15 protein-coding genes are annotated in these 13752 nt (G+C 32.4%); 14 read left to right on the top strand and 1 reads right to left on the bottom strand.

What is annotated here, in order from left to right; all coding sequences use genetic code 11:
* Positions 1 to 34: 34 nt before the first annotated feature.
* The 7 genes from hisS to M3005_RS01050 all read left to right on the top strand — a co-directional run bounded on the left by hisS (position 35) and on the right by M3005_RS01050 (position 8294).
* A complete protein-coding gene (gene hisS, locus M3005_RS01080; RefSeq protein ID WP_293792904.1) occupies positions 35 to 1333 on the top strand; it encodes a histidine--tRNA ligase in 1299 nt (432 codons plus the stop codon).
* A gap of 18 nt (positions 1334 to 1351) precedes the next feature.
* Positions 1352 to 3127, top strand: coding sequence for an aspartate--tRNA ligase (gene aspS, locus M3005_RS01075; protein ID WP_293792903.1), 1776 nt, complete (start codon positions 1352 to 1354; stop codon positions 3125 to 3127).
* An 89-nt stretch (positions 3128 to 3216) separates the two neighbouring features.
* Complete coding sequence (locus tag M3005_RS01070) at positions 3217 to 4095, top strand: YitT family protein (protein WP_293792901.1); 879 nt, start codon at positions 3217 to 3219, stop codon at positions 4093 to 4095.
* A gap of 79 nt (positions 4096 to 4174) precedes the next feature.
* Positions 4175 to 5326: a CDP-glycerol glycerophosphotransferase family protein gene (locus M3005_RS01065; RefSeq protein ID WP_293792900.1), complete on the top strand. Its 1152-nt coding sequence runs from the start codon at positions 4175 to 4177 to the stop codon at positions 5324 to 5326.
* Positions 5327 to 5342: 16 nt separating this feature from the next.
* On the top strand, positions 5343 to 6152 hold the full coding sequence (locus tag M3005_RS01060; RefSeq protein WP_053950121.1) for an ABC transporter permease: 810 nt from the start codon (positions 5343 to 5345) through the stop codon (positions 6150 to 6152).
* 23 nt (positions 6153 to 6175) lie between these two features.
* Positions 6176 to 7399 (top strand): CDP-glycerol glycerophosphotransferase family protein, encoded by a 1224-nt coding sequence (locus M3005_RS01055; RefSeq protein ID WP_353321532.1) that lies wholly within the window; start codon positions 6176 to 6178, stop codon positions 7397 to 7399.
* Positions 7389 to 8294, top strand: a complete 906-nt coding sequence (locus tag M3005_RS01050; protein ID WP_293792898.1) for a deoxyribonuclease IV — start codon at positions 7389 to 7391, stop codon at positions 8292 to 8294. Before M3005_RS01055 ends, M3005_RS01050 begins: the two co-directional genes overlap by 11 nt.
* A 22-nt stretch (positions 8295 to 8316) precedes the next feature.
* Here M3005_RS01050 and M3005_RS01045 read toward each other — a convergent pair whose 3' ends face one another.
* Entirely contained in the window at positions 8317 to 9129 is an 813-nt protein-coding gene (locus tag M3005_RS01045) for a pyruvate, water dikinase regulatory protein (RefSeq protein WP_293792896.1), read from the bottom strand.
* 184 nt (positions 9130 to 9313) lie between these two features.
* Between M3005_RS01045 and rpsU the strand changes: the two genes are divergently transcribed.
* The 7 genes from rpsU (at position 9314) to recO (ending at position 13680) form a co-directional block, all read left to right on the top strand.
* Positions 9314 to 9508 (top strand): 30S ribosomal protein S21, encoded by a 195-nt coding sequence (gene rpsU, locus M3005_RS01040; protein ID WP_034530758.1) that lies wholly within the window; start codon positions 9314 to 9316, stop codon positions 9506 to 9508.
* 68 nt (positions 9509 to 9576) lie between these two features.
* The gene (locus tag M3005_RS01035) at positions 9577 to 10020 is read left to right on the top strand and encodes a GatB/YqeY domain-containing protein (RefSeq protein ID WP_293792887.1); all 444 of its coding nucleotides are present in this window, start codon (positions 9577 to 9579) and stop codon (positions 10018 to 10020) included.
* Between the two features lie 113 nt (positions 10021 to 10133).
* Positions 10134 to 11102 carry a PhoH family protein gene (locus tag M3005_RS01030; RefSeq protein WP_293792885.1) on the top strand — a complete coding sequence of 323 codons (969 nt, stop codon included), beginning with the start codon at positions 10134 to 10136 and terminating at the stop codon, positions 11100 to 11102.
* Positions 11103 to 11120: 18 nt separating this feature from the next.
* Entirely contained in the window at positions 11121 to 11600 is a 480-nt protein-coding gene (gene ybeY, locus M3005_RS01025; protein ID WP_293792884.1) for an rRNA maturation RNase YbeY, read from the top strand.
* Positions 11584 to 11973, top strand: a complete 390-nt coding sequence (locus M3005_RS01020; RefSeq protein ID WP_293792881.1) for a diacylglycerol kinase family protein — start codon at positions 11584 to 11586, stop codon at positions 11971 to 11973. Before ybeY ends, M3005_RS01020 begins: the two co-directional genes overlap by 17 nt.
* A gap of 16 nt (positions 11974 to 11989) precedes the next feature.
* A complete protein-coding gene (gene era / locus M3005_RS01015) occupies positions 11990 to 12898 on the top strand; it encodes a GTPase Era (RefSeq protein WP_293792880.1) in 909 nt (302 codons plus the stop codon).
* A gap of 20 nt (positions 12899 to 12918) precedes the next feature.
* The gene (gene recO / locus M3005_RS01010; protein ID WP_293792879.1) at positions 12919 to 13680 is read left to right on the top strand and encodes a DNA repair protein RecO; all 762 of its coding nucleotides are present in this window, start codon (positions 12919 to 12921) and stop codon (positions 13678 to 13680) included.
* Positions 13681 to 13752: the final 72 nt, after the last annotated feature.

The raw sequence follows: 13752 nt of genomic DNA, 5'->3' as shown, positions 1-13752 counted from the left end.
ATCAGTTTATAAATACGTTATCGGAGGGATTAACATGCGATATCAACGTCCAAAAGGAACCGCAGATATTTTGCCAGGTGAATCAGAACAATGGCAATTTGTTGAAGAAACAGCAAGAATGCTTTTTTCAGATTACAGATATCAAGAAATAAGAACACCAATGTTTGAAAGCTTCGATGTTTTTTCTAGAACATCAGGTGAAACTTCTGATATTGTTACAAAAGAAATGTATGATTTTTATGATAAAGGTGATCGTCATATTACCTTAAGACCTGAAGGGACTGCAGGGGTCGTAAGATCATTTGTCGAAAATAAATTATTCGGTCCAGACACACCAAAACCAGTTAAGATGTTCTACATGGGACCAATGTTTAGATACGAACGTCCACAATCTGGAAGACTAAGAGAATTTCATCAAATTGGAGTGGAAGCTTTTGGAAGCGAATCACCACAATTAGATGTTGAAGTTATTTCAATGGCTGTTGATTACTTACAACACTTAGGAATCGATGATTTGAGAATTGCAATTAATACCCTAGGTGATAAAGAAACTAGAGCAAACTATCGTCAAGCGCTAATCGACTACTTAGAACCTCATTTTGAAGAATTAAGTGATGATTCAAAGGAAAGATTACACAAAAATCCATTAAGAGTTTTAGATAGTAAAGCTCCAGAAGATCAACTAATTGTTGATGGTGCTCCATCAATTTTGGATTATTTAACTGATGATGCTCAAAATCATTTTGATAAGGTAACCAGAATGCTGGATGGTTTAGGAATCAAATATGACGTTGACCATACAATGGTACGTGGACTAGATTACTATAACCACACTATCTTCGAAATTATGGCTAATGCTAAAGAATTAGGTGAAGGATACACAACAATTTGTGCTGGTGGTCGTTACGATGGACTAGTGGAAGAATTGGGTGGACCACAAATGCCAGGAGTTGGATTTGGATTAGGAGTTGAAAGACTACTATTACTAATGAATTCCAAAGAATTTGTATTTCCAAACTTTAATGCTTTAGATGCGTATGTAGTTGGTATTGGTGAAGAAGCTAGTTTAGAAGCATTTAAGGTTGTGCAAGCACTAAGAGATAATGGTTTCGCTGCAGATAAAGACTATCTAGATAGAAAGCCAAAAGCGCAATTTAAGAGTGCTGACAAGTTAAATGCCAAATTCACCTTAACTTTAGGTGAAAAAGAATTAGAAAATAATACCATTCATTTAAAGAATATGGCAGATGGAAAAGAAATAACTGTTGGAATTAATGATGTTAAAACTCGATTTGCAGAATTATTAAATGAATTTGATTCTGATAATTTATAAAATAAGGAGAGATATGATATGAACCGAACAACTTATTGTGGTTTAGTAGATGAAAGCTTCTTGAACCAAGAAGTGTGTTTAGATGGATGGGTTGCTAAACGCCGTGATTTAGGAAAATTAATTTTCGTTGATTTAAGAGATACAAAAGGAATCGTGCAATTGGTTTTCAGTGACAAAAATAGCGCTAAAGCACTAGAAATCGCTGATCAATTAAGAAACGAATATGTTATCGAAGTTAAGGGAACTGTAGTTGCCAGAAATGAAAAAGAAATTAATACCGAAATCAACACTGGAAAAATTGAAATTGCAGTTTCTGATGTTAAAATTCTAAACAAGTCAGAAAACCCTCCATTTGATATTAAGGATGATATTACTGCGTCTGAAGAAACCAAGTTAAAATATAGATATCTTGATTTAAGAAGACCAGAAGTACAAAAGGGTATTATTTTAAGAAGTAAGATTACCCAAGCGGTTCATCAATACTTCAATGAAAATGGATTTGTGGATATTGAAACACCAAACTTAACTGTTTCAACACCTGAAGGTGCACGTGATTACTTAGTACCATCACGTTTATACCATGGTTCATTCTACGCATTACCTCAATCACCTCAATTATTTAAACAACTATTAATGGGTTCTGGTTTCGACCGTTACTACCAAATTGCTCGTTGTTTTAGAGATGAAGATTTACGTGGTGACCGTCAACCAGAATTTACTCAAATTGATATGGAAACTTCATTCTTAAACGCTGAAGACATTCAAAAGTTAACTGAAGGTCTAATTGTGAAGGTAATGAAAGATACATTAAATATCGATATTAAAGCGCCATTTAAGCGTATTACTTGGCAAGAATCAATGGACCGTTTTGGTACCGACCAACCAGATGTTAGATTTGGTATGGAATTAAAAGACTTGTCAGATGTTGTTAAAGATGTTGACTTTAAGGTCTTTAGCAGTGCAATTGAAAATGGTGGCAAGGTTAAAGCAATCGCAGTACCTGGTGGTGCAGATAAATATTCTAGAAAAGATATTGATAAGTATGCTGCATACATTGAAAGATTTGGTGCTAAGGGATTAGCATGGATGAAGGTTACTGACGAAGGTTTAACTGGTCCAATTTCTAAATTCTTTACTGATGATCAAGTTGTTGCTCAATTATTAGAAGTTACTGAAGCAAAATCTGGTGATTTACTATTATTCGCTGCTGATCGTGAAAAAGTTGTCGCAGATACACTTGGTTACTTAAGATGTGATATCGCAAAAGAACTAGACATGATTCCTGAAAACGAATTCGACTTCCTATGGGTTGTTGATTGGCCATTGTTTGAATATGATGAAGGAATTGACAGATGGGTTCCAGCTCACCATCCATTCACAATGCCAAATGAAGGTGATGAACATTACCTAAATGATGGCGAAGATCCACATAAAGCTCACGCACAAAGCTACGATATTATTCTAAATGGTCTAGAACTTGGTGGTGGATCAATCCGTATCCATACTAAAGAACTACAATTGAAGATGTTGAAAGCTTTAGGCTTTACAAGAGAAAGTGCTCAAGAACAATTTGGTTACTTCTTAGATGCATTAGATTACGGTTTCCCACCTCATGGAGGACTAGCTATTGGTCTTGACCGTTTTGCTAGATTATTGGCACAAACTGAAAACATTAGAGATGTTATCGCATTCCCTAAGAATTCTAAAGCAACTGAACCAATGACAAATGCTCCTGCACCTGTATCTAAGAAACAATTAGATGATCTTGGTTTAGAAAGCGAAGACGAAATTTAATATCAAAAAGGCTTCCCAATAGGGAAGCCTTTTTTTAATCACTATTTGTGTTATACTATTTTCATATTAAATGAGAGGTAATGAGACATATGGACGATGTTCAAAGGATTTGGAGAAGACATCAATATTTAGCAAAAGCTTCAACAGCCTTCATGTATGGAATTATGATTTCCATTGCCATGAACTTTTTTTGGACACCTGGAAAAATTTATTCATCTGGTTTTACCGGGTTATCACAATTAATTAATACACTTTCAGAAAGATTTTTACCATTTGCGATATCGCCATCAATTGGTTTGTTCTGCTTAAACATTCCATTCTTTATACTAGCATGGAAGCAAATTGGACATCAGTTTACCTGCTTTACCATTTTAACTGTTTTTCTAGCCAGTTTTATGATCAAAGCACTTCATCCAGTTTATTTAACCAATGATCCTATGATATGTGCAATTTTTGGGGGAGTGGTTAATGGTTTTGGTACCGGTATGAGTCTGAAAAATGAGATTTCAACCGGTGGTTTAGATATTTTAGGAATTGTTATTCGAAGAAAAACAGGTCGAAGTATTGGAACAATTAACATTGCTTTCAATATCTTTATTATTACCGCGGCAGGATTCACTTATGGTTGGCCATATGCTTTCTACTCAGCGATTGGGATTGTAGTTAACGCTAAAGCAATCGATTTTGCATATACTAGACAGCAAAGAATGCAAGTGTTAATTGTTACAGATCATCCTAAAACGGTTATTGATAGTGTACAAAATCATATTCCTAGAGGAATTACTATCATTCATGGTGCAGAAGGTGCTTACCAACATGACACCAAGACCATTTTATTTACAACAATTTCTAGATATGAAATGTCCGAATTGCAAGAAGCACTGGATGAATCTGATGAACATGCATTTGCTAGTGTGACAGAGGCTTCTACTATATTGGGTCACTTTTATGAGCATAAACTTGAATAATAAAATAAATTTTAATTATTAATTATGTTATAATACTGGATTGTGTGATAGTTTTATTAAAATTTTGGTGGGATATGTTTTGAAAGTCATATATATATGTTTAATTAGATTGGTTTCGTTAATTTGCTTTTTTAAGAAAAAGCAAAATGTAATTTACATAATGAGTTTTGATAATAATTTAGGATTAATTAAATCAATGGCAAGAAAAATGCCAAAAGATAAGACCCTTTATGTTTATTATGAAGCTTCAAATGAAGCAGCTGCTACTGACTTAGCAGCATATGGTATTAAAACAGTACAATTTCAAGAAGGCCTTAAGCTAATAATGGATTTAATTCCAAAAATAATGGCAAGTAATGTTGTTTTTTGTGATAATTACTTTCCATTTATGGGAGGAATTGTTAAATCTAAAAAACTAAAGGTTGTTCAGTTGTGGCATGCAAATGGTGCCATTAAGAAATTTGGCTGGCAAGACCCATCAACTAAAGATAGAAGTAATTCTGATAAGAGAAGGTTCCAAAAAGTATATAATAGCTTTGACGAATACGTTGTTGCATCTGAAACCATGGGACACGTATTTGAAGAAAGTTATCATGTTTCATTTGATAAGATGCAAATGATGGGATATCCACGATCAGACAGACTTTTTAAAGATAAATGGCTTCAAATTGCCAGAAGAAGAGTTTACAGTTTCGCACCACAATTAAAGGATAAACGTGTTATTTTATATGCACCAACGTATCGAGATGATGGACAATCTTTTAATCCTCCTAAGGGATTAATCAAGGCATTATCTAACGATGAAAATGCAATGGTGGTAATAAAATTACATCCATTATTGCGTGACATTGAAAGTAAGTTACAGGAAGAAACCAAATGTCCAAACGTTTTATTCTGTAACCAACTTTCAACAACTGATTTGCTAGCAGTAACAGACACGTTAGTTACTGATTATTCTTCTGTGGCTTTTGATTACTCATTGCTACCTAATGCACATTCATTGTTATTCTTTATGTTTGATATTGAACAATACAAACAAAAGCCAGGATTGCAAGAGAACTTGTTAAATTGGTTACCAACAAATCCAATTAAAACATTGGATGAATTGAAAACAGCAATTAGTGAAAATAAAAAAACAGATTTTACTAATTTTAATAATCATTGGAACAAATATAATGACGGTTTTGCTACAACCAGAGTTATTGATAAATATATAAAAACTTTAAAGTAAAGGAAGTGTGATCGACTTGAAGGAAGTCATTACATTAATTAAAGAACAAATTGAAAATTTACCAATCATGTTTAGAGTATCTAAATATGAAGACAAATCTGACTACCAAAGTCATTATTTAGGAATTATTTGGGCATACCTATACCCAATTATCCAAATCATGATTTATTGGTTAGTTTTCGGGGTTGGATTGAAAAAGGGAACATCTGGAAGTGTTGATTACCTAACTTGGATGGTTATCGGTATCACTCCATGGTTCTACATGAACAGTGTAACTTTAGACGCTTCTAAGAGTATCTATCAACAAGTGGGAATGGTATCAAAAATGAAATTCCCTGTAAGTGTATTACCTTCAATTAAGATTCTTACTAACCTAAGTTCTTTCTGGGCAATGCTTGCTTGTTCAATTATTCTTGGATACTTAAAGGGTGGAGTATTACCTAACATATACTGGATTCAATGGATTTACTACTTCTTTGCAATGATTTGCTGGTTATTGGCATTTGGAATCTTTAACTCTACGGTAACTATTTTGGTTCGTGATTACAGAATTTTCTTACAATCAATCATGAGAGTTCTATTCTACATGTCTGGTGTGCTATTTAACTTTGAAACTAATGCTTTCCCAGCATTCTTTGTTAGATTCTTACAATTAAACCCATTCTTCTACATTGTTTCAGGATTTAGAGAATCAATGTTAGGTGAAGATTGGTTCTGGCAAAAACCTATGTTAATGCTTATTTTCTGGTTAATGGTATTATTCTTCCTATTAATTGGATCACATTTACATTACAAGTTTAGAGCAAGATTCGTTGATTATATTTAATATAAAAGGATTGAACGTTTTTTATGATGAAACTTAAAAAGAAAATAGTTAAATTAATAAAAAAATCAATCAGAAGATGTTTGATTCTTATTAATAATTTCTTGATTATTTTCCCCGTTAAGAAAAACTCTGTAGTTTTTGAGAGTTTTCAAGGCAAAGATATAAATGATAATCCAGCGGCAATTTATCAAAAATGGGTTGAATTATATCCTGAATACAAAAATATCGCATATTTTACAGTTAGAAAGTCTGAATATAAGACTTTTAGTAAATTGTACCCTGATGTAAAAATCGTAAAAAGATTTATGCCAAGATGGGTTTGGGCGATGGCTAGAGCTAATTTCTGGGTGTTTAACTCAAGAACACCTAAATGGTGGAATAAAAACAAGGGAACTGTTTACATGCAAACTTGGCATGGAACACCTTTGAAAAAGTTAGGAACAGACATTGAAAATGTGATGATGCCTGGAACTGATACAGAAAGATATAAAAAGAATTTTACTGAAGAAGCTAATCGTTGGGATTATTTAATCGCTCCAAATCAATACTCTAAGGATATATTTAAACGAGCTTTTGGTTTTAACAACAAGTTCTTAGATATTGGTTATCCTCGTAATGATGTTCTTTATTATGATAATAATGAGTTACAAATCAGTAAGTTAAAAAAGCAATATTTAGGTAGAGATGACGTAAGAGTTATTACCTATGCTCCAACTTGGAGAGATGATAACTATAAGCGTAAAGGAGTTTATAATTTTGAATTACCTTTCAGCTTGGAAGAATTCTTCAACAATGTTGATGAAAATACATTCCTAATTCTGCGTCCACATTATCTAGTAAAAGACTTTATTGACATTACTGGTTATGAAGATCGTGCATTTATCATGGTAGAAGAAGATATGAGTGATATTTATCTAATGACTGATTTATTAATCACTGACTATTCTTCTGTAATGTTTGATTATGCAAACTTAAAGAGACCAATGTTATTTTATGCTTATGATTTAAATCACTATGAAGATGACATAAGAGGTTTTTACTTCGATTACAGAAGTGAATTACCTGGCCCTGTTGTAGAAAAAGAAAATGATTTCTATAATCAAATTCATGTTTTTACTGAAAATAATGAATACGAAGATTATGTAGAAAAATACAATAAATTTTATGATAAATTCTGTGGATGGGAATCCGAAAATTCTTCAGCAGAATTTGTTAAAATCATGAGGGGGATTAATAATGGAAAGTAAGTTTTTAATTGGTTCACATGTAGGTATGAGCGGATCAACTATGTTTTTAGGATCTGCTAAAGAGGCTGATAGCTATGGCGAAAATGTATTTATGGTCTACACTGGTGCACCACAAAATACTAGAAGAAAGCCAATCGAAGAACTACGTGCTGACGATGGAAAACAATACATGAAAGAACATGACATCTTAGAAACAGTTGTTCATGCTCCATACATTATTAATCTAGGAAATATTACTAAGCCCCAAAATTTTGAATTTGGAATTCAATTTTTACACGATGAAGTAAAAAGAGCTGAAGCTATTGGTGCATCTCAAATTGTATTGCATCCGGGAGCTCATGTTGGTGAAGGTGCCGATAAAGCAATTGCGCAAATTGCTAAAGGACTAAATGAAGTAATTGAACCCGATCAAAAAGTTCAAATTGCATTAGAAACCATGGCTGGCAAAGGGACAGAAGTTGGTAGAACATTTGAAGAAATTGCTCAGATTATGGATGGAGTTACTTTAAATGATAAACTATCAGTTACTTTTGATACCTGTCATACTAATGATGCAGGATATGATGTCAAAAATGATTTTGATGGAGTATTAAATGAATTTGATCATGTTATTGGTTTAGACAAAATCAAAGTAATTCATTTGAATGATTCAAAAAATGATTTTGGTAGTCATAAAGATAGACATGAGATTATCGGATTAGGAACAATCGGTTTCGATGCGCTTAATTACATTGCTCATCACGAAGCTCTTGTGGATGTTCCTAAAGTAATGGAAACACCAGCTGTTGCCATCGAAGGAACTAAGAAAAAAGTATCTCCACATTATTTCGAAGTTAAAATGTTAAAAGAACAAAAATTCAATGATTCATTAATGAATGATATCTTAAACCAATAAAAAAAGAGCGTAAGCTCTTTTTTTATTTATATGAATCAATGTTAAGACTTTCCATGATAATTGTAGCTGTTTCTTCGATAGATTTATCATGAACGTTTATAATTAAACATCCAAGTTGTTTATATAGCTTATCAGCATAATCTAATTCAGCATTGATATTATCGGTACTTGAATAAGGTGTTTCTTCTTCGATTCCATATGATTCCATTCTGGTTTTTCTGATCTTTTGAATATCTGCTGTATCACTAGTTAATCCAAATATCTTATTTGAATCAACATCGAAAACTTCTTTTGGTAATTGAAGGGTTGGACCAATTGGAACATTTGATACCTTTAATTTTTTATTTGCAAGATATAAAGATAAGGGTGTCTTGGAAGTTCTGGAAATACCAAGAATCACGACATCTGCCTTGGTTAAATTTTGTGGGTTACTTCCATCGTCATTTTCAACAGAAAACTCCATTGCTTCAATTCTTTTGAAATATTCATCGTTTAGGTCATGGACAAGACCTGATACTCTTTCTGGATTACTGCCCAGTTGACTACTAATTGCTTTCATTGGTCTTTGTACACAATCAACATTTTGAAGATTATTTTCAGAAGCGAAGTCTTCTATTAGTAAGCTTAGATTAGCATTAACTAGAGTATGGAAAATAACAGCATTTTTTTCTTTTGCAATTTTTAAGATTCCAGCTAGCATAGATTCAGTTGTTATAAATGGATATCTTTCATAAGATATATCAGCAGAATCAAATTGCGCTCCAGCAGTTTTTGCAACCTGCATTGCAGTTTCGCCACTAGAATCAGAAATAGCAAAAATATTAATATGCTTCATTTTTAATCACTCCTTCATAATTCAAATATATTATATCAAGATTATATGATAAAAGTATGCTAGAAATTAAAATGTAATATTGACGTTAATAATATTGTTTTGTATAATTATTAAGAACAGTTTTAATAACTAAAAAATAAAAGATAACTGTTGTATTTCGAGCTCGGAGGGAGGGAATTTTCATATGTCAAAAACAGTCGTTCGTAAAAACGAATCTCTTGATGATGCTCTTCGTCGATTTAAACGTACAGTTTCTAAGAACGGTACTTTACGTGAATACCGTAAACGAGAATTCTACGAAAAACCAAGTGTTAAACGTAAATTAAAATCTGAAGCAGCAAGAAAGCGCAACAACAAGAAAAAAAGCCGTCGCTTTTAATTACTAAAAACGTTCCTGTTATTTCAGGAGCGTTTTTTTTGCTAAAAAATCGAAAGAAGGAATTTATAATGAGTATTGCTAATAATTTAACTGAAGATTTGAAGACTGCAATGAAGGAACACAACAAGGTTTCTCTAAACGTAATTAGATCATTGAAAACAGCTTTAACTAACGAAAAGGTTTCTGTAGGTCATGATTTAACTGACGAAGAAGAACTTACTGTTATTACTCGAGAAGTTAAGCAAGTTAAAGAATCAATCGCTGAATTTAAAAACGGTGGTAGAGACGATTTAGTTGCTGAACAAGAACAACAATTAGAAGTTCTAAGCAAATACGCTCCAGAACAAATGTCAAAAGAAGAAATTGATAAAGTGGTTGAAGAAACTATCAACGAAGTTGGCGCAAGTGCAATGTCTGATTTCGGAAAAGTAATGGGTGCTATTATGCCTAAGGTTAAGGGTAAAGCTGATGGAAACGAAGTAAATCAATCAGTTAAAGCTCATTTAAGCTAGAAATAACTAAAAGTATGATTTAATCATGCTTTTTTATACATATTAATAACTTTTTTAAACTAAAAAGTTGTGCTAATATTTGATTATAAAAATGATAAAAAGGAGTCGCTATATTGACAGAAAATACTGAAGTAACCAAAGAATTCATCATTCATAATTTAGATTTTGAACCTAAGCTATTAGGCGCACAAAATAAATACGTTACAATTCTTGAAGAGGGTATGGATGTTTCTATTAATGCTTTTGGGACAAATGTTAAAGTGTCCGGAAGCGAGGACGATGTTAATAAAGTTATCTCAATTTTTAAAAACTTAATGGATTTAATTCAAAATGGAGTTACTTTAAATAGTAGCGATATCGTATCAGCTATGAATATGGCGAAAAATGATACGCTAAGCTATTTTAAGGATCTATACAATCAAATATTAATCAAAGACTTTAAAGGTAAACCAGTAAGGGTTAAAAACTTTGGACAACGTCAATATGTTCAGTCAGTAAAAAGAAATGACATAACATTTGGGGTTGGTCCAGCCGGAACTGGTAAAACATATTTAGCTGTTGTTATGGCCATTGCTGCGTTAAAACACGGTGATGTAGAAAAAATTATCTTAACTAGACCGGCTGTTGAAGCTGGAGAAAGTTTAGGATTTTTGCCAGGTGATTTAAAAGAAAAGGTTGATCCATATTTAAGACCTATATATGATGCTCTTCACTCCATTTTGGGTAGAGAACATACTGCTAGATTGATGGAAAGAGGAGTAATTGAAATTGCTCCGTTAGCATATATGCGTGGAAGAACATTAGAAACAGCGTTTGTTATCCTAGATGAAGCTCAAAATACTACTACGGCACAAATGAAGATGTTCTTAACACGTCTTGGATTCGGTTCTAAAATGATTGTTAATGGTGATATATCTCAAATTGATTTGCCTAAGCATGCAAGTAGCGGTCTAGTGCAAGCACAAACTATTTTACAAAACGTTGATAAAATTAGATTTGTAACATTTGATTCAAAAGATGTTGTTAGACATCCGGTAGTTGCTAGAATTATCGATGCATATTCTGAATATCAAAAAAATTAATCAAACAGGAGTAATTAGATGGACTTAGAAATTTACGATAAGACTAAAGATGGTGTGGACGAAAAACACGTCGAGTTGGTACAAAATGTTCTTCAGTTTGCAAGCAAGCAATTGAACTTAAAGGATAATACTGAAATGTCAGTAACATTTGTTAATAATGATGAGATTAAGGAAATTAATAGTAAGTACAGGGGCGTAGATCGTGCCACTGATGTTATTAGTTTTGCAATCGAAGATGGAGAAGATGAATTCCCATTAATTATGGATGAAGAAATGGCAGCAGAAATACCCGAAAATATTGGAGACATTTTTGTTTCAATTGACAAGGTATCCGAACAAGCAGAATTTCTAAATCACTCTTATGAAAGAGAATTAGGATTTTTAGTTGTGCATGGCTTCTTGCACTTAAACGGGTACGACCATATGAAACAAGAAGATGAGGATGTTATGTTCCCACTTCAAAGAAAGATAATGGATGATTATGGCCTTGAAAGATAAAAAAGTGCCTAGTAAAAATCGTAATTTTATCGAGTCGCTTAAGCATGCAATTGATGGCTTAATCACTTTATGCAAAACAGAACGTAACTTTCGAATTCATCTTTTGATATCAGTAGTCGTAATTATTTTATCAATTATTTTAAAGATTAAATTAGAGCAATGGATATGGATTTTATTAGCAATCTTTATTGTTTTAATTTCAGAAGTAATTAACACGTTATGTGAATCAATAGTTAATTTAATTGTTGGGCAAGAGTATAATAAGATAGCTAAAAAAACAAAGGATGTTGCAGCTGCAGGAGTTGTGATTGCATCAATCTTTGCAATTATTATAGGATGTATAGTTTATATCCCAATAATATTGGAATTGTAATTTATGGAGGAATATTATGGAATTTGATCCAAACTTTCACTCAGGATTTGTCGCAATCGTTGGTCGACCAAACGTTGGAAAATCAACATTTTTAAACCGAATTATCGGACAAAAAATTGCCATCATGAGTGACAAAGCACAAACTACTAGAAATAAAATTCAAGGTGTTTATACAGATGATGATTCACAAATTGTTTTCTTAGATACACCAGGAATTCATAAACCAATTAATAAACTAGATGATTTTATGGAAAAATCAGCTTTCTCTGCATTAAAGGAAGTTGACGCCGTTTTATTCATGGTTAGTGCTACAGAAACAAGGGGAGCGGGGGATAACTTTATTATCAATCGCTTAAAAGAAATTGATAAGCCCGTTTACTTAATCATTAATAAGATTGATGAAATTAATCCTAATAAATTACTAAGTATTATGGATATTTATAAAAAGGCATTAGATTGGAAAGAAGTATTTCCAATCTCTGCTCTTCAAGGAAACAATGTGGATGAACTAATGGCTAATTTAAAGGCGCTATTACCAGCAGGGCCACAATACTATCCTGAAGATGAAGTGACTGATCATCCGGAACGTTTTATTGTTGCTGAATTAATTAGAGAAAAAATATTAATGTTAGCTAGAGATGAAATTCCATATTCAATCGCTATTGATATTTTAAGCATGAAGACAAATGAACATGGTAATGTTGACATTCAAGCTGATATTTTAGTTGATAGACCTGGACAAAAAGGTATTTTAATCGGTAAGCAAGGTTCAATGTTGAAAAAGATTGGAACATTAGCTAGACAAGATATCGAAGATTTATTAGGCAGTAAAGTCTACTTAAAGCTTTGGGTTAAAGTTCATCCAGGATGGAGAAATGAATCTTCAGTTCTTAAGTCATTAGGATACAAGAAAGATAACTACTAAGAAATTGGTTGGTGAACAGAATGGATTCACAAACTTACATGAATTTTCATGGCATTTTATTATATAGGCGTGATTATAAAGAGAATGACATGCTTGTTAAATTTCTAACAGCAGAAGCTGGTAAGAAGATGTTTTTCATTAGAGGAGCCCGTAAAAGAGGCTTCAAAATGATGGCAGATATTTTACCATTCACTTATGGGACATATTCTGGAAAAATTAATAACGATAATCTCTCATATATATACAGCGGGTTAGATACCAGCCACTATGAAAATATAAGTGAAGACATTTTTCTTAATGCGTATGCTACTTATATTATGTCTTTAATTGATACAGCTTTTGATGATTCTGTACCGATTCCATTTTGGTTTAATCAGTTGTTCGCAGCATTAAGGTTTATCGATAATGGAGTAGATCCTGAAGTAATCACTAACATCATGGAAATCCAATTGTTAGATGTATTTGGTGTTAAACCAGAATTAAGAGGATGTAGCGTTTGCGGTAGAACGAATTTGAATTTTGATTATTCTGAAGCATATGGTGGATTAATATGTCAGAATCATTTTCATTTAGACGAAAACAGGCTCCATTTAGATCAAAAAACAATTTATTACTTAAGAAGATTTTCAATTGTTGATTTAAATCGTTTAGGAAACGTTAATGTCAATGAAACCACTAAGGTTAATTTACGTAAATTACTAGATAAAATATATTCTGACGCAGTTGGAATTCATTTAAAGAGTAAAAAGTTTCTGGATCAAATTAATGATTTGAAATTATAGAATTGATTTTTTGGATTTACTAAACTATAATTAAATTAATTAAATACGAATGGTAATGACAGAAGAATGTTA

Source organism: Apilactobacillus sp. (genome assembly GCF_025290035.1).
Lineage (GTDB): Bacteria > Bacillota > Bacilli > Lactobacillales > Lactobacillaceae > Apilactobacillus.
The sequence above is the reverse complement of the archived record's forward strand: the minus strand, read 5'-3'. Positions and strand labels throughout refer to the sequence as shown.

Bases quoted from the DNA above. Each gene is read 5' to 3' on its own strand.
- era (WP_293792880.1), top strand. From the start codon at position 11,990: ATGGAATTTGATCCAAACTTTCACTCAGGATTTGTCGCAATCGTTGGT.
- M3005_RS01020 (WP_293792881.1), top strand. From the start codon at position 11,584: ATGGCCTTGAAAGATAAAAAAGTGCCTAGTAAAAATCGTAATTTTATC.
- ybeY (WP_293792884.1), top strand. From the start codon at position 11,121: ATGGACTTAGAAATTTACGATAAGACTAAAGATGGTGTGGACGAAAAA.
- M3005_RS01070 (WP_293792901.1), top strand. From the start codon at position 3,217: ATGGACGATGTTCAAAGGATTTGGAGAAGACATCAATATTTAGCAAAA.
- hisS (WP_293792904.1), top strand. From the start codon at position 35: ATGCGATATCAACGTCCAAAAGGAACCGCAGATATTTTGCCAGGTGAA.
- rpsU (WP_034530758.1), top strand. From the start codon at position 9,314: ATGTCAAAAACAGTCGTTCGTAAAAACGAATCTCTTGATGATGCTCTT.
- aspS (WP_293792903.1), top strand. From the start codon at position 1,352: ATGAACCGAACAACTTATTGTGGTTTAGTAGATGAAAGCTTCTTGAAC.
- M3005_RS01055 (WP_353321532.1), top strand. From the start codon at position 6,176: ATGATGAAACTTAAAAAGAAAATAGTTAAATTAATAAAAAAATCAATC.
- M3005_RS01050 (WP_293792898.1), top strand. From the start codon at position 7,389: ATGGAAAGTAAGTTTTTAATTGGTTCACATGTAGGTATGAGCGGATCA.
- M3005_RS01035 (WP_293792887.1), top strand. From the start codon at position 9,577: ATGAGTATTGCTAATAATTTAACTGAAGATTTGAAGACTGCAATGAAG.
- recO (WP_293792879.1), top strand. From the start codon at position 12,919: ATGGATTCACAAACTTACATGAATTTTCATGGCATTTTATTATATAGG.
- M3005_RS01045 (WP_293792896.1), bottom strand. From the start codon at position 9,129: ATGAAGCATATTAATATTTTTGCTATTTCTGATTCTAGTGGCGAAACT.